16 protein-coding genes are annotated in these 15,762 nt (G+C 65.5%); 11 read left to right on the top strand and 5 right to left on the bottom strand.

What is annotated here, in order from left to right; translation table 11 throughout:
- Nucleotides 1-19: 19 nt before the first annotated feature.
- The 7 genes from RHO23_RS04880 to RHO23_RS04850 all read left to right on the top strand — a co-directional run bounded on the left by RHO23_RS04880 (nt 20) and on the right by RHO23_RS04850 (nt 6,800).
- Complete coding sequence (locus RHO23_RS04880; protein ID WP_030095373.1) at nt 20-1,300, top strand: PucR family transcriptional regulator; 1,281 nt, start codon at nt 20-22, stop codon at nt 1,298-1,300.
- A 159-nt stretch (nt 1,301-1,459) separates the two neighbouring features.
- Nucleotides 1,460-2,368: an ACP S-malonyltransferase gene (locus RHO23_RS04875; protein WP_030095372.1), complete on the top strand. Its 909-nt coding sequence runs from the start codon at nt 1,460-1,462 to the stop codon at nt 2,366-2,368.
- Between the two features lie 127 nt (nt 2,369-2,495).
- A complete protein-coding gene (gene acpM / locus RHO23_RS04870; RefSeq protein ID WP_030095371.1) occupies nt 2,496-2,795 on the top strand; it encodes a meromycolate extension acyl carrier protein AcpM in 300 nt (99 codons plus the stop codon).
- A 5-nt stretch (nt 2,796-2,800) separates the two neighbouring features.
- Nucleotides 2,801-4,054 carry a 3-oxoacyl-ACP synthase KasA gene (gene kasA, locus RHO23_RS04865; RefSeq protein ID WP_030095370.1) on the top strand — a complete coding sequence of 418 codons (1,254 nt, stop codon included), beginning with the start codon at nt 2,801-2,803 and terminating at the stop codon, nt 4,052-4,054.
- 18 nt (nt 4,055-4,072) lie between these two features.
- Nucleotides 4,073-5,503, top strand: a complete 1,431-nt coding sequence (locus RHO23_RS04860) for an acyl-CoA carboxylase subunit beta (protein ID WP_423488749.1) — start codon at nt 4,073-4,075, stop codon at nt 5,501-5,503.
- Nucleotides 5,500-6,333, top strand: coding sequence for an alpha/beta fold hydrolase (locus tag RHO23_RS04855; RefSeq protein WP_423488748.1), 834 nt, complete (start codon nt 5,500-5,502; stop codon nt 6,331-6,333). The genes RHO23_RS04860 and RHO23_RS04855 overlap by 4 nt, the downstream gene beginning before the upstream one ends.
- A gap of 59 nt (nt 6,334-6,392) precedes the next feature.
- Nucleotides 6,393-6,800 (top strand): hypothetical protein, encoded by a 408-nt coding sequence (locus tag RHO23_RS04850; RefSeq protein ID WP_030095367.1) that lies wholly within the window; start codon nt 6,393-6,395, stop codon nt 6,798-6,800.
- A gap of 3 nt (nt 6,801-6,803) precedes the next feature.
- Here RHO23_RS04850 and RHO23_RS04845 read toward each other — a convergent pair whose 3' ends face one another.
- Together RHO23_RS04845 and RHO23_RS04840 are read right to left on the bottom strand one after the other, a co-directional pair.
- A complete protein-coding gene (locus tag RHO23_RS04845) occupies nt 6,804-7,334 on the bottom strand; it encodes a DUF3145 domain-containing protein (protein ID WP_057968470.1) in 531 nt (176 codons plus the stop codon).
- Between the two features lie 178 nt (nt 7,335-7,512).
- Nucleotides 7,513-8,331, bottom strand: a complete 819-nt coding sequence (locus RHO23_RS04840; RefSeq protein ID WP_264921581.1) for a serine hydrolase domain-containing protein — start codon at nt 8,329-8,331, stop codon at nt 7,513-7,515.
- Between the two features lie 24 nt (nt 8,332-8,355).
- On the opposite strand from RHO23_RS04840, the gene RHO23_RS04835 reads away from it, so the two are divergent.
- A complete protein-coding gene (locus RHO23_RS04835) occupies nt 8,356-9,444 on the top strand; it encodes an S-(hydroxymethyl)mycothiol dehydrogenase (RefSeq protein ID WP_217339552.1) in 1,089 nt (362 codons plus the stop codon).
- Between the two features lie 7 nt (nt 9,445-9,451).
- On the opposite strand, the gene RHO23_RS04830 is transcribed toward RHO23_RS04835, so the two are convergent.
- Nucleotides 9,452-10,516 (bottom strand): GGDEF domain-containing protein, encoded by a 1,065-nt coding sequence (locus tag RHO23_RS04830; protein ID WP_264921580.1) that lies wholly within the window; start codon nt 10,514-10,516, stop codon nt 9,452-9,454.
- Nucleotides 10,517-10,590: 74 nt separating this feature from the next.
- Between RHO23_RS04830 and RHO23_RS04825 the strand changes: the two genes are divergently transcribed.
- The gene (locus RHO23_RS04825) at nt 10,591-11,964 is read left to right on the top strand and encodes a styrene monooxygenase/indole monooxygenase family protein (RefSeq protein WP_423488747.1); all 1,374 of its coding nucleotides are present in this window, start codon (nt 10,591-10,593) and stop codon (nt 11,962-11,964) included.
- On the opposite strand, the gene RHO23_RS04820 is transcribed toward RHO23_RS04825, so the two are convergent.
- Together RHO23_RS04820 and RHO23_RS04815 are read right to left on the bottom strand one after the other, a co-directional pair.
- Complete coding sequence (locus tag RHO23_RS04820) at nt 11,961-13,169, bottom strand: lipid-transfer protein (RefSeq protein ID WP_264921578.1); 1,209 nt, start codon at nt 13,167-13,169, stop codon at nt 11,961-11,963. The genes RHO23_RS04825 and RHO23_RS04820 overlap by 4 nt on opposite strands.
- A gap of 22 nt (nt 13,170-13,191) precedes the next feature.
- On the bottom strand, nt 13,192-14,352 hold the full coding sequence (locus RHO23_RS04815) for an acyl-CoA dehydrogenase family protein (protein ID WP_423488746.1): 1,161 nt from the start codon (nt 14,350-14,352) through the stop codon (nt 13,192-13,194).
- 81 nt (nt 14,353-14,433) lie between these two features.
- On the opposite strand from RHO23_RS04815, the gene RHO23_RS04810 reads away from it, so the two are divergent.
- Together RHO23_RS04810 and RHO23_RS04805 are read left to right on the top strand one after the other, a co-directional pair.
- The gene (locus RHO23_RS04810; protein ID WP_423488745.1) at nt 14,434-15,018 is read left to right on the top strand and encodes a TetR/AcrR family transcriptional regulator; all 585 of its coding nucleotides are present in this window, start codon (nt 14,434-14,436) and stop codon (nt 15,016-15,018) included.
- 29 nt (nt 15,019-15,047) lie between these two features.
- Nucleotides 15,048-15,668 (top strand): TetR/AcrR family transcriptional regulator, encoded by a 621-nt coding sequence (locus RHO23_RS04805; RefSeq protein WP_423488744.1) that lies wholly within the window; start codon nt 15,048-15,050, stop codon nt 15,666-15,668.
- Nucleotides 15,669-15,762 lie beyond the last annotated feature (94 nt).

Genomic DNA, 15,762 nt, shown 5'->3' with positions numbered 1-15,762 from the left:
TCCGGGGTACCTTTTAGGGATGCCCGACAATTCGGCGACCTCTCCTCGCGGATTTCGCGCGGCCCGCAAGCCGCGCGAAAGGGCCGAGGTGCCCGAGGCGCTCCTGCACCGGATCAAGCAGTACTCCGGCCGGCTCTCGACCGAGGCCGTCCATGTCATGGAAGAGCGCCTGCCCTTCTTCACCGACCTGGAGGCCTCGCAGCGCTCCAGCGTCGCGCTGGTGGTCCAGACGGCGATCAACAACTTCGTCGAGTGGATACGCGACCCCGAGGGCACCGTCGGCTTCACCATGCAGGCCTTCGAGGTGGTCCCCCAGGACCTCGCCAAACGCCTGGCACTGCGCCATTCCGTCGACATGGTGCGCACCGCCATGGAGTTCTTCGAAGAGGTGCTACCCCTGCTCGCCCGCAACGATGAGCAGCTGGTGACGCTGACCGAGGGCATCCTGCGGTACAGCCGCGATCTCGCATTCGGAGCGGCCAGCGTGTACGCGGAAGCCGCCGAGACCCGCGGAGCCTGGGACTCGCGCCTGGAGGCGACGGTGGTCGACGCGGTGGTACGCGGCGACACCGGACCGGACATGCTGTCCCGGGCGGCCGCACTCAACTGGGACACCACCGCACCGGCAACAGTCATCGTCGGCACTCCCCGGCCGGAAATCATCGCCAACGCAACCACATTGGTCCATGAGGTCGCGCAGCGGCACGGTCGCGGGGCACTTGCCGTCATCCAGGGCACCCGGTTGCTCACCATCGCGTCGGGTCCGATCACGGCCCACAACAAGTTCATGGTCGATCTGTTGACGGTCTTCGCCGACGGTCCGGTGGTCATCGGGCCCACGGCGGGCACGCTCAGCGCCTCGCACACCAGCGCCGTGGAGGCGCTCTCGGGGATGGATGCGGTGTCAGGGTGGCGGGGCGCGCCCCGTCCGGTGTCCTCGCGCGAGCTGCTGCCCGAACGGGCGCTCCTGGGCGACAAGGCCGCCATCGCGGCCCTCAATACCGAAGTGATGCGCCCGCTCGGCGATGCCGGCCCGGCGCTGACCGAAACTCTCGACGCCTACTTAGATTCCGGGGGTGCGATCGAGGCGTGCGCGCGCGCACTGTTTGTTCACCCAAATACTGTGCGCTATCGACTTAAGCGAATCACCGATTTCACCGGTAGGGACCCAACGTCCCCGCGTGATGCCTATGTGTTGCGTGTCGCGGCAACCGTCGGCAGACTGGCTCAGGAGCACGCCGAAGTGTTCACTCCTGAACCAGGAATCACACCAGTCACAATCAACGTCATTAAGGCTTAGACGGGTTACTCGCTGGTCACCTGCGAGGTCCCACATTGCGAGACGGTATAGATCGGGTCGCAACGGATGCTTTTTTGTAGGCATCCCACAAATACTTAAGACAAGATTCATTTTCTCTTACACGGCGCAAACGGCCCTTCACAGTGTTCTCTTAAATACGTGATTGCGCTGCTCGCTCCCGGACAGGGATCCCAGACTCCCGGCATGCTGACACCGTGGCTCGAACTGCCCGGTGCCACCGACCAGGTTGAGCAGTGGTCGAAGGCCAGCGGACTCGATCTGGTGCGCCTGGGAACCACCGCCACCGCCGAGGAGATCACCGATACCTCGATCACTCAGCCGTTGGTCGTCGCACTGACCCTGCTGGCCTACGACGAGCTGACCAAGCGCGGCCACCTCAACGCCAAGACCACCGTGGTCGCCGGCCACTCCGTCGGTGAGATCGCCGCCTACGCCATCGCCGGGGTCATCTCCGCCGATGAAGCCGTCGCCCTGGCCGCCACCCGTGGCGCCGAGATGGCCAAGGCCTGCGCGCTGGACCCGACCGGTATGTCCGCCGTGCTGGGCGGCGACGAGGCCGAGGTGCTCGAGCGCTTGGAGGCCCTCGAGCTGATCCCCGCCAACCGCAATGCCGCCGGACAGATCGTCGCCGCCGGCCGCATCACCGCACTGGAGAAGCTGGCTGAGGATCCCCCGGCCAAGGCGCGCGTGCGCCAGCTCGCCACCGCCGGTGCCTTCCACACCCACTTCATGGCTCCCGCGCAGGAGGCGTACGCCGCCGCAGCGGCCGCGATCCTCCCGTCTGAGCCGGTCACCACCTTGCTGTCCAACTTCGATGGCACCCCCGTCGCCTCCGGCGCCGACGCCATGGAGAAGCTGGTCAACCAGCTCACCTCCCCGGTGCGCTGGGATCTGTGCACTGAATACTTCAAGACGGCAGATGTGCAGGCCGTTGTGGAACTGCCGCCCTCAGGCGCGCTGGCCGGCATCGCGAAGCGTGAGATGCGTGGCGTCACCAACCAGGCCCTGAAATCCCTCGAAGACCTCGACGCCCTGGCCGAGCTGTAAGCGGCCAACCCACCAAATAAGTAGTACCCAGGATGGGCGGGCAGTGCCGCTCACTCATCCCGTTCCACAACACAGAGTTCACCCCAGGGCTGCACCCGCAGTCCACAACACCGAAGGGAGCCACCGAGTGGCCACCGCAGAAGAAAAAGATCGCATCGTCGCCGGTCTCGCCGAGATCATCGAAGAGGTCACCGGTATCGAGCCCTCCGAGGTCACCCTCGAGAAGTCGTTCGTCGACGACCTGGACATCGACTCGCTGTCGATGGTTGAGATCGCCGTCCAGACCGAGGACAAGTACGGCGTGAAGATCCCCGATGAGGATCTGGCCGGTCTGCGGACCGTTGGCGATGTCGTCAACTACATCGAGAAGCTCGAGCAGGAAAACCCCGAGGCCGCAGCCAACATCCGCGCGCAGCTGGAGGGCTAGGACTAGTGACAACCCCTTCCACTGCCAACGGTGGCTTCCCCAACGTCGTTGTGACGGCTCTCGCCGCAACGACATCTATCGCGCCTGACATCGAGGGCACGTGGAAGGGATTGATCGCCGGGGAGAGCGGCATCGAGGTTCTCGAAGACGAATTCGTCGAGAAGTTCGGTCTGCCCGTGTGGATCGGTGGGCACCTCAAGGAGCCCATCGACAACCACATGACCCGGTTGGAGCTTCGCCGGATGGCCTACGTGCAGCGCATGGCGCTGCTCGTAGGCCGTCAGGTGTGGCAGAACGCCGGCACGCCCGATGACATCGACAAGGACCGCCTTGGCGTCGTCATCGGTACCGGGCTCGGCGGTGGCGAGCGCATCGTCGAAACCTACGACACCATGAATGAGCATGGCATTCGCAAGGTTTCACCACTCGCCGTCCAGATGTGCATGCCCAACGGTGCCGCCGCGGTGGTGGGCCTGGAGATCGGCGCCCGCGCGGGTGTCATCACGCCGGTGTCGGCGTGTTCCTCCGGCTCCGAGGCCATCGCACACGCGTGGCGCCAGATCGTGATGGGCGATGCTGACATGGTCGTCTGCGGTGGCGTGGAGGGCATGATCGAAGCCCTGCCGATCGCCGCGTTCTCGATGATGCGCGCCATGTCGACCCGAAATGATGAGCCGGAGAAGGCTTCTCGCCCGTTCGACAAGGACCGCGACGGATTCGTGTTCGGCGAGGCCGGTGCGCTCATGGTCATCGAGACCGAAGAGCACGCCAAGGCTCGCGGCGCACAGATCCTGGCCCGCATCATGGGCGCCGGCATCACCTCCGACGCGTACCACATGGTGGCCCCCGGCCCCGATGGTGTGCGCGCCGGTGCGGCGATGACCCGCGCAATTCAGACAGCTGGCTTGTCCCCCAAGGACATTGACCACATTAACGCGCACGGCACGGCCACCCCGATCGGCGATGTCGCCGAGGCCAACGCCATCCACGTCGCCGGTGTGCAGCATGCCGCGGTGTACGCGCCCAAGTCGGCGCTCGGCCACTCGATTGGTGCCGTCGGCGCCCTGGAATCGGTGCTCACCGTGCTCGCACTGCGCGACGGCGTTATCCCGCCGACGCTCAATCTTGACAACCTTGATCCCGAAATCGACCTGGATGTCGTTGCGGGAGAGCCGCGTCACGGGGATTTTAAATACGCAATCAATAACTCGTTCGGATTCGGCGGGCACAACGTTGCGCTTGCCTTTGGCAAGTACTAAGCACCAGAGAGGCTCAAGATGACGATCCTGGCTCCCGAGGCCATCGACGAATCGCTCGATCCGCGTGATCCGTTGCTCCGGCTGAGCACGTTCTTCGATGACGGCACCGTCGAGTTGCTGCACGAGCGTGACCGCTCGGGTGTGCTGGCCGCCGGTGGCACGGTCAACGGAGTCAGGACCATCGCCTTTTGCACCGACGGCACCGTTATGGGCGGCGCCATGGGTATCGAGGGCTGCCGCCACATCGTGGCCGCCTACGACACCGCCATCGAGGAGCAGAGCCCGATCGTGGGTATCTGGCACTCCGGCGGTGCCCGTCTGGCCGAAGGGGTTTCGGCCTTGCACGCCGTCGGGCTGGTCTTCGAGGCCATGATCCGCGCCTCGGGTTACATCCCGCAGATCTCGATCGTCGTCGGCTTCGCTGCCGGCGGTGCGGCGTACGGCCCGGCACTGACCGACGTCATCATCATGGCGCCGCAGAGCCGCGTGTTTGTCACCGGACCCGACGTGGTCCGCAGCGTCACCGGCGAGGACGTCGACATGGCCACCCTGGGTGGCCCCGAGGCCCACCACAAGAAGTCAGGTGTATGCCACATCGTCGCCGACGATGAGCTGGACGCCTACGCCCGTGGTCGCAAGCTGGTCGGGTTCTTCTGCCAGCAGGGCGTTTTCGACCGCAACCGCGCCGAGGCCGATCACACCGATCTGCGCGCGCTGCTGCCCGAGTCGGCCAAACGCGCCTACGACGTGCACCCGATCGTCAACGCACTGCTCGACTCGGACAACCCAGACGAAACGTTCGAAGAGTTCCAGGGCAAGTGGGCGCCATCGATGGTCATCGGCCTGGGCCGCCTGGCCGGGCGAAGCGTCGGCGTGCTGGCCAACAACCCACTGCGTCTGGGTGGCTGCCTGAACTCCGAAAGCGCCGAGAAGGCAGCGCGTTTCGTGCGCCTGTGCAACGCCTTCGGCATTCCGCTGATCGTGCTCGTGGACGTGCCCGGCTACCTGCCCGGTGTGGGCCAGGAGTGGGGCGGCGTGGTGCGCCGCGGCGCCAAGCTGCTGCACGCGTTCGGTGAGGCCACCGTTCCGCGCGTCACGCTGGTGACCCGCAAGATCTACGGCGGTGCCTACATCGCCATGAACTCCCGCTCGCTGGGCGCCACCAAGGTGTTCGCGTGGCCGGACGCCGAGGTCGCCGTCATGGGCGCTAAGGCCGCCGTGGGCATCCTGCACAAGAAGCAGCTGGCCGCCGCCCCCGAAGAGGAGCGCGAGGCCCTGCATGAGGAGCTGGCTCTCGAGCACGAACGGATCGCCGGTGGCGTGGATCGTGCCATCGAAATCGGCGTCGTCGACGAGGAGATCGAGCCGTCGCAGACCCGCGCGGTGCTGACCCGCGCCCTCGCCGAGGCGCCCTCACGGCGCGGCCGGCACAAGAACATCCCGCTGTGACGGCCGGCACCACGGTCACGGTCGACGGACACCGGCTGGCATATCGCCAGTTCGGTTCCGGGGACCGCGTTGTGGTGCTGTCCCACGCCTTCCTCACCTCGCACTATCTGGAACACGCCTGGGCCAAGGAATTGGCCGAGCGCGGTTTCCGGGTGATCTGCCTGGACCTGCTCGGCACCACCGCCGATGAGCGCCCGCTCGAGCCGGACCGCTACAACTCACAAGCCTTGGGCCGCCAGCTCATCGGCGCCCTGGACGCCCTGGGCATCGAGCGCGCGGTGCTCGGTGGCACCTCCGTCGGCGCGAACATCTCGGTGGAGGCGGCGGCGTTGGCACCCGAGCGGGTGGCCGGGCTGCTGCTGGAGGGTCCGTTCCTGGAGAACGGCATCGGCGTCGCCGGGTACCTGTGGTCGGCCGGGCTCACCTTGTTCACTCTCGGTCGGCCGCTGGTGTGGCTGGTAGGCGCGGTGGCCCGATCGTTCCCCGAAACCGACCAGCCCACCCTGGGTCTGATTCGCTCGTTCCTGACCGCTCCGCCGTCGCGCTCGGCGGCGTTCATGAAGGGCATGCTGGTGGGCCGCATGGCACCGCCCCGCGCGGTACGGCGGGCCGTTGATGCGCCCACCATGATCCTCTCGCTCACCGCCGACCCGCTGCACCCGGCGGCCGACGCGCACAATCTCGCCATCGATATCGTTGGTGCGCAAGTGGTTTCGGCTGGAACGTTGGCCACCCTGCGGTTCTGGCCGCGCCGGGTGACACCCGCGATCGTGAGCTTCCTGGTGGAGACGTTCGGCATCGACGTCGCCACGCGACAGGCCGACGCCTAGTCATCCCCCTACTGTTAGAGTGACGTTTCATTCACATAATCGACAAGGGAGTCTGGGGAATGGCACTTCGGCGCAAGAAGGCACTCAAGTTGCTTGTCGACGGTCAGCCGACCGCGACGCTCGTCACGACGAAGGTCGGGCCGAGCCTGTTTCAGCGGCTGTCGGCGCTCATCGAGAATCTGGTGCGCCTGGGCATTCGCCTCGCAGGTATCGGATTCCGGGCGGGCGGCGCCGGACTGGCAGCCACCGGTGTCGCGCATTTCATCGCGCCCCAGCCGTTCGAGTCTCTCTCCAAGGTCGCCTTCCCGGAGGACACCCGCCGCTGGGTCTACCAGAACGGCGTCACCGAGCTGCTGCTCGGTCTTGCGCTGGCGTTCCGGCGCACCCGCATTGTGGGCAGCCTCGGCGGCCTCGCCTACATCGGTTTCCTGGTGAGCCGTCTGATCGGTAACGCCAACAAGAGCTGAGGTTTAACCGACTCCGCGGAGCCAGGTGACCTCGGCGCCGTCGCCGCCGCTGCGGTACGGCTCCAACGCGTCATCCCACGCGGTGCCCAGCATGTTGTCGAGTTCGGCGGTGATGCTGCCGGGGTCGGCATCCATCAGACCGCGCAGCCGCATCTCGCTGACCATGATGTCGCCGTTGGCGCTTGTGCTGCCGCTCCACATGCCCAGCTGCGGGACGTGGCTGAAGCGCTGTCCGTCCACGCCATCGCTGGCGTCCTCGGTGACTTCGAAGCGCAGCACGGGCCACGAGCGCAGGGCGTTGGCCAGGCGCGCACCCGTACCGACGGGGCCCACCCAGTTGGTGACGGCGCGCAGCTGCCCCGGCATGGCTGGTTGTGCCTGCCAGCGCAGCGAGACTTCCGCCGGGCGGCTCGATGAGATCGCCGACAGGGTCGACGACAAAGCCCACTCGACGTGCGGGCACACCGCAGCCGGAGAGGCATGGACATACACCACGCCGGTTGTCGAGTCGGCGAACTGAGGCGACGCGTGCATTCGTAGTGCTCCTTTGTCTTCGACGAGGACGTCTTCCCCAACGACTCGCGAAGCTTCCAGAGCGTGTTACCGAATTACACCAATGTGCCTTGTGACACCATTGTGCCCTGTGGTGCGCGTGTTGCGCCAGTCCCAGAGCCCAATTTGAGGTAACGGCTTCCTGAGAGTTTGAGAACCTCTACCCGAACTCGGCCAGCACGGCGTCGGAGAGCTGTGGCCACAGCTGGTTGGCCCAACCGTCGAAGGGCCTGTCGGTCAGCACGATGAGCGCCAGATCGGCAACCGGGTCCACCCACAAAAACGTGCCGGACTGCCCGAAGTGTCCGTAGGTGGCCGGTGAATTCTCGGCGCCGGTCCAGTGCGGAATCTTGGTGCTCTTGATCTCAAAGCCCAGCCCCCAGTCGTTGGGACGCTGCACGCCGTAGCCGGGCAGCACCCCGTCCAATCCCGGGAAGACGACGTTCGTCGCACGCTGATGCGTCTCGGCCGTCACAAGACGCGGACGCAGCAGCTCACCGGCAAAGGCCACCAGGTCCACGACGGTGGACGCTCCCCCGTACCCGGCGGTGTCTGCTCCGCCGGGCAACACCGTGTGCCCCATACCGAGTGGCTCGAACACCGCCTCACGGAGGTACTGACCGAACTCGATGGTGGACCCGGCCTGCACCGTATGCGCCAGCACCGCGAAGCCATAGTTCGAATACACCCGGCGAGTACCGGGCTTGGCTATGACGGCTTCGGAGAGCAGCGACAGCCCCGAGGCGTGTGCCAGCAGATGTTCGACGGTCGAGCCGGGCGGACCGGCCGGCGTCGCAAGCTCCACGGCACCTTCCTCCAGCGCCACCTGTGCGGACCGGGCCACCAATGGTTTGGTGACCGATGCGAGTGCGAATTGGTGCGTGACAGGGCCGGTTTGGGCCCTTATCCCCTCCGGCCCCACCACCGCGGCGGCGACGGTGGGTACTGGCCAATCGGCGACGAGGTCGAGGGCACCCATGCTTGGGACTGTAGCGTCTGACGCATGTCTCAAACTGTGCGCGGTGTGATCGCTCGGTCAGTGAAGGCTCCGGTGGAATTGGTGGACATCGTGGTTCCCGATCCGGGCCCCGGTGAGGTTGTGGTGAAGGTGCAGGCGTGCGGTGTCTGCCATACCGATCTGACCTACCGCGAGGGCGGTATCAACGACGAGTTCCCGTTCCTGTTGGGCCATGAGGCAGCCGGGATCGTGGAGACGGTCGGCGAGGGCGTCACCACTGTCGAGCCGGGTGATTTCGTGATCCTGAACTGGCGTGCGGTGTGCGGAGTGTGCCGGGCCTGCAAGCGCGGACGCCCGCAGTACTGCTTCGACACGTTCAACGCGACTCAGAAGATGACGTTGACCGACGGCACTGAGCTGACCCCCGCCCTGGGCATCGGCGCGTTCATCGAGAAGACGCTGGTGCACGCCGGTCAGTGCACCAAGGTCGACCCGACCGCCGATCCGGCCGTGGTCGGCCTGCTGGGGTGCGGTGTGATGGCCGGCTTGGGTGCCGCCGTCAACACCGGCAACGTCGGGCGCGATGACTCGGTCGCGGTCATCGGATGCGGCGGGGTCGGGGACGCCGCGATCGCCGGGGCCAAGCTGGCCGGGGCACGCAAGATCATCGCCATCGACACCGACGACACCAAACTGGCCTGGGCCAAGGACTTCGGAGCCACCGACACCATCAACGCCCGCACGGTCGAGGACGTGGTGACCGCGGTGCAAGAACTCACCGGCGAGTTCGGTGCCGATGTCGTGATCGATGCGGTGGGCCGCCCGGAAACCTGGAAGCAGGCGTTCTACGCCCGCGATCTGGCGGGCACCGTCGTGCTGGTGGGGGTGCCCACCCCCGACATGAAACTCGAGATGCCACTCATCGACTTCTTCTCGCGCGGCGGATCGCTGAAGTCCTCCTGGTACGGCGACTGCCTACCCGAACGGGACTTCCCCACCCTGGTCAGCCTGTACCAGCAGGGCCGCCTGCCCCTGGATCGCTTCGTCACCGAACGCATCAACATCGGCGATATCGAAGAAGCCTTCGAGAAAATGCATCACGGGCAGGTGCTGCGCTCGGTGGTCGTGCTCTAACGGCGGATCAGTGCTGGGGATCTAACATCCCGCGCGAGCTTTTCACCTTGTACAGCTCGTAATCTGCCTGTTGGACAAGCGAATCCAGGTCAATTCCGCCTCCGGTTCGAGACTGCCAGGCCGCGCCGACGCTGACGCTCCACGAGTCGATGCCCGCGCGCGGCGTGCTCACGCGACGCACGGTGCTCTCGATGTCCTCGGCACGTCCGGGAAACGCGACGACCAGAAACTCGTCGCCGCCGATGCGTGCGGCGATTTCGCCGACCCGTGTGCGCGCGGTAAGCATGGCTGCCACTGCCTTCAAGATCTCATCACCGGCGCCGTGGCCGCGGGAGTCGTTGAGTTCCTTGAGTCCGTCCACATCCATCAGCGCCACAACGACGTTGACGGCATCGATGCGGTCTTGGTGCAGCAGGTCAATCGCGGTGGTCACCCCCCGACGGTTCAACAGGCCCGTCAGCGGATCGCGGTTCGCCGAGACCGCCGCGGCCAGGATCGAGTCGCGGCCTCCTTCGAGAACCACCTGGATGATGGCCGGCATCAGCACCACCGCGGCCAGTGCGGGTGCACCGTAGGTGAACTGCGAGGACCAGGTCGCACCGTCGACCAGGATGTTCATGGTTACCAGCACGCCGAACAACGCCAGGGCGAAGCCGCAGTGGATCACCAATGCGCGCCTACCCAGGAAAAATGTGGGAAGAAGGCCCACCAGGCTCAGGTATACGACCGCGGAAAGTCTGGCGGTCGGGTCGGAAAATGTGGCTGCCGCTATCGCCAGGGTGACATCCGCCCAGATGACAAACGCGACCATGCCGCGCCGGCTCGGCCAGGGAAACATGATCCAGCACAGGCCGACGATTACCGCTACGGCAGCCGCGATGGCCTGAATACTGCGTGGCCACACGCCCTGTGGGCCCAACGGGATGAACTGGGTAGCCCCAGCAAACAACACGATCGAGAAGCACAGGACCCCGATGCCAACCTTGAGCTGCCTCAACTGCCCAGCGCCTCGAAGCGCATCGGTAACCAGCAGGTACTGAAACCCTGGCTCTAGCTGTTGCCGATTTTGCACACCCGATTATGGACCTTGCAATCACCATGAGCGGGTGCCTTTCGCACATAAGATCGCGCGCCGATAGTGGCGGCATGACGACACGACATGGGCGCAAGGCGGCCATCATCGGCGCGGGACAGACTGGCGCCACGGCCGCATTGGGGCTGCTGGACAAGGGTTTTGACGTCACGATCTACAGCGACCGGGACCAGCGAAGTTTGCGTGAGGACGTGCCGGCCACCGGCACCGCACTGATATTCGGCGAGGCCCAACGTGCCGAGGCGAGCCTGGGGCTGACCAGCTACCTGGAGCCCGGGCCCACCTCTACTGGACTCAGCGTGCGCCTGGTCGACGGCAGCGAACCCGGCCGCCCCGAGGTCATCGCCTTCGATGCAGACTTCGACGGCGGCACGCAGGGTGTCGCCGTCGATACCCGGCTCAAGGCCGATGATCGCCTCGTCCAGTTCCAGGAGCGCGGCGGACGTCTGGTGGTGGAGCAGGTGGATCCGGAAAGGCTCGACGCCATCGCCGGTGCCCACGACCTGACGCTGGTGGCAACCGGCCGCGGCGGGTTGTCCTCGCTGTTCCCGGTGGACGCTTCCCGCACAGTGTATGACCGTCCCCAGCGCCGGCTGCTGATGCTGACCGTTGCGGGTCTGGGACATGGGCCCGACGTTTTCGCACACCGGGGACCCGCCGGTGGACGCCACAGCGCGTTCTCGTTCATCACCGATCAGGGCGAGGCATGGTGGGGACCCTACTTGCACAAGGACGCCGGACCGTCGTGGTCGTTCCTCACCTGGGCCAAGCCCGGTAGCGACTGGGAACGGCGCTACTCGGCCGTCGACAGCGCCGCTTCCGCACTACAGGCCGTTACTGACGTGCATCGCGAGTACATCGACTGGGATCTCCCGGAGGTGTTGTCGCTCAACGTCATCGAGGAAGATCCGCATTCGTGGATCACCGGCGCCGTCACCCAGCTCGTACGGCACGGCGTGGGACACACCGCCAGCGGACATCCCGTGGCGGCGCTCGGCGATACCGCGGTGGCCTACGACCCGATCGCCGGTCAGGGCGCACAGGGCGGCCTGGTGCAGGCGGCCGCGCTGGTTCACAAGGCCGCCGCACATGACGGCCCCTTCGACACCGCCTGGCTCACTGCGGCTTTCGAGGAGTTCTACGACCGGCGGGCACGTGCCGCGCAGCTGGTGACCCGGCTCTACCTCGGCGACGACGAGCTGCACGATTACGGCGATCTGTTCTTCGCGGCGGGCCACGTGCACGAGGGATTCGCGTCCAAACTCTTCAGCCTGCTCGATGATCCGAAGCCGTTCGAGGCGGTGACCTCGATCGAGGCGGCCAAGAATCTCATCACCGAGTGGGCGGGGGAACCCGCCGATGCCATCCTGGAACGGTTCTCCCCTGCCGGACGGTTCGCCCGCTCTGGACTGGTGCGCGCCGCTTAACGCTGCGCCGGGCGGTACGCGGTCACCACCACCGAGCCGCCCAGCCCGATGTTGTGTTGCAGTGCCACACCATCCTTGGTGGCCGCTCCCGCGACCTGACGCTTGTCGGCCTGCCCGCGTAGCTGCCAGTTCAGTTCCGCGCATTGGGCCAGCCCGGTGGCGCCCAGCGGATGCCCCTTGGAGATCAGGCCACCCGACGGGTTGACCACCCACTTGCCGCCAAAGGTGGTGTCCTCGTTGTCGATCAGCTTGCCGGCCTCCCCCTGCTCACAGAACCCGAGCGCCTCGTACACCAGGACCTCGTTGGCCGAGAAGCAGTCGTGCAGCTCCACCACGTCGATATCCTCGGGGCCGATCTGCGCCTGCTCGTAAACGGCGGCGATCGCCGCCTTGTTCATGTGTGCGCCGACGATGCCCGCCGCGGTGCCGTCAAAGGTGTCGGCCCGGTCGGTGACGGTGGCCTGTCCGACGATCTCGACGGCTTGATCGGCGAGTCCGTGCTTGTCGACGAACTCCTCACTGGCCACGATGGCTGCCGCCGACCCGTCCGAGGTGGGCGAGCACTGCAGCTTGGTCAACGGCGCCACAATGCTCCGCGACGACAGGATGTCTTCCAGCGAGTACTCGTCCTGAAACTGGCTGTACGGGTTGTTCACCGAGTGCTTGTGGTTCTTGTAGCCGATCCACGCCAACTGCTCGGCGGTCAGGCCGTACTCGCGCATGTACTCCTCGGCCGCAGCGGCGAACATCCATGCGGTCATAGGCATCTGCGGCGGCGTCAGTTCACCGAGACGGTTGATCTGCGGCAGCAAGGGTGACTCGCGGTCGGTGTACTTCATGCTCAGCGAGCCGCGTTCCATCTTCTCGAACCCGGCGGCCAGCACCACGTCCGATTGACCGCTCCGAATGGCGTTGGCCGCCATGAACAGTGCGGTCGATCCTGTCGAGCAGTTGCTGTTGACGTTATAGATCGGGATTCCGGTGTGACCCAGCTCGTAGAGGGCGCGATGCCCGGAGCACGAATCCCCGTACACGTTTCCGACGAAGGCCTGCTCAATCTGTTCGTAGCGCACCCCGGCATCATCGAGTGCCTTGGTTCCGCTCTCCTTGACCATGGCCGGGTAGTCCCAGCCCTCACGGCTTCCGGGTTTCTCGAACTTCGTCATGCCGACGCCGACCACGAAAACCTTGTTCTGCTGCTTCATTGCGGCTCCTTACCGTGCCGGGTCACAGAGACCGCGAGATGAGTTCTTTCATGATTTCGCTTGTGCCGCCGTAGATTTTGTTGACGCGTGCGGCGGCGTACGCACGGGCGATCGGGTACTCCATCATGTAGCCGTATCCGCCGAAGAACTGAACACACCGGTCGACCACCGCGACTCCCTTGTCGGTGGCTACCAGCTTGGCAATCGAAGCCGTTGCGGGATCGTTGACACCGTCGATGTAGTTCTGGATGCACCAGTCGACGGTTGTCTTGATGGACAGCACCTCGGCCTTCAACTCGGCCAGCTGAAACCTGGTGTTCTGAAACTTGATGAGCGGCTGGCCGAATGCCTGACGCTCCTTGGTGTACTTGATCGACTCCAGCACCGCGGCCTCGGCCATGCCGGCGTTCCCCGCCGCGATGATGAGGCGCTCACGCGCCAGCTGGGTCATGAGCTGGATGAACCCCTGTCCGTCTTCCTCGCCGAGCCGGTTGGCCACCGGCACCCGCATATCGCTGAAGAACAGCTCGCGGGTGTCCTGCCCGTGCTGCCCCACCTTCTCCAGCACCCGGCCACGCTCGAATCCGGGTAAGTCCTTGGTCTCGGCGACGATGAGCGATATCCCCTTGGCCCCCTGGGACGGATCGGTCTTGGCCACGATCACCAGCAGGTCGCAATGGGTGCCGTTGGAAATGAACGTCTTCGAGCCGTTGATCACATAGTGGTCGCCATCCCGGACCGCGCTGGTGCGCACCCCTTGCAGATCCGAACCCGTTCCGGGCTCGGTCATCGCGATGGCCAGCACCAGGTCGCCACTGACGATGCCGGGCATCCAGCGGGCCTTCTGCTCGGTGTTGCCGTAGGTGTTGATGTAGTGCGCGACGATCGGTGAGTGCACGCCCCAGCCCGTCGCGGTGTCCTGGGCCAGTGCCAGCTCCTCGGCGACCACCGCCGAAAAGCCGAAATCGCCTCCAGCCCCGCCGTATTCCTCGGGCAGGTCCAGGCCAAGCAGGCCGGCGTCGCCCAGCTTGTTCCAGAACTCGCGGTCAACCTGATGCTGGGCACTCCAGCGTTCCTGGTTGGGCGTGGACTCCTTGCGCAGGAACTCGGCGGCATGCTTGCGCAGGTCGCGGTGCGCATCGGTCTCCCAGGACGCGCGATAAGCCGGGAAAAGTGCAGACATCTTTCAGTGACCTCCTCGTCGAGACAATACAAGTGTATCGTTTCAGATTCGTTTGTAAAGGGGTGCGGTACGATGAGTCTCATGGCAAACCCGCGCGCGACTGACGAGGACCTGACCGCGAAGGCGCGCATTCGCAATACCGCGCTGGATTTGTACGCCCAGTACGGCGAGGAGCGAATTTCGTTGCGCGCGGTCGCATCCGCGGCAGGGGTGACGCTGGGGCTGGTGCAACACCATTTCAAGACCAAGGCCGGTCTGCGTCAGGCCGTCGATCAGCTGGTGGTCGACTACCACGTCGAAGCGTTGCGATCGGTCGGCGAAGAGAAGGACCCGCGCAAGCTCGCCGCGGCCCGCGACGCCGCCGTCGTCGCGATGCTCAAGGCCAATCCCCCGATCGTGAACTACGTACGGCGGGCCGTGCTCGAGCCCTCCGAAGAACAGCTGAGCATGCTGACCGCGCTGATTCAGCTGACCCGCGACGAGGTGGCCACACTCCGCGAAGAGGGCATGGCCCCCACCGAACGCCCCGAATCCACTCAGGTTGTGTCCGTGATGGTTCGGCAGATGGGCGCACTGCTACTGCAACCGCTGATCGACGCGGTATGGGACCGGCTGGAGCATGGAGATACGCCGAAACCCATGCTATCCATCAAAGTGCTCGACTAACCGCCGCCCCAAGCGGTTACGGTACTGCAGTGACGTCACGCAGCCCCGGCTATCGGCCCACCGATGACGAGCTACTCGATCTGGTGTTACCCGTTGTGGCCGAACAGGGTTGCGGGACAGTCACTATGGATCAAATAGTGGCGTCCGGCCAGGTGACCAAACAGACGCTCTACGCACATTTCGGCTCCAAGGACGGACTCCTCATCCGGCTCGTCGGACGCGAGGCCAACCTGATGCGCGCGATCTTCGACGACGTGTCGATGCCGGAAAACCTCGACCTGAACGACCCGACGGCATCACTGAGCGCGGCGCTGGAGCCGTTCTTCAACCATGCGGCCGCTCGCCCCTTGGGCATGCAATTGCTGGCTGATTCCACGGCGCCCCGGGTTCCCGGGTTCGACGAACAGGTGCTCACCGACGCCGTGTCCCGCATCATGTCCATCTTCCAGCTCGGGGATCCGGCGCAGGACGAGGCCGCGGCGCACCGGCGCCTGCTGCTGGCGACCATGAGCGCACGGGCGATCATGTCGGGGGTGCTGACCGCGATCACCCACCACATCGACCCTGCGGTGGCGGTGCGCACGTGCGCGACCTTCATCATCGCGGGGATCTCGGCGGCCTATCCGGCCGCACTGCCCACCGACTCGTAGTCACCGGATTCCATCCTTGCCATACCCATTCATTGGGTCTACCGTCGAGCTTGACTCTACGTTCTAGCTTCAATGATGCAGCCAAAGGATGTCG

The organism is Mycobacteroides sp. PCS013 (assembly GCF_049532645.1).
Classification (GTDB): domain Bacteria; phylum Actinomycetota; class Actinomycetes; order Mycobacteriales; family Mycobacteriaceae; genus Mycobacterium; species Mycobacterium gwanakae.
This window is presented reverse-complemented; position numbering and strand designations above follow the sequence as displayed.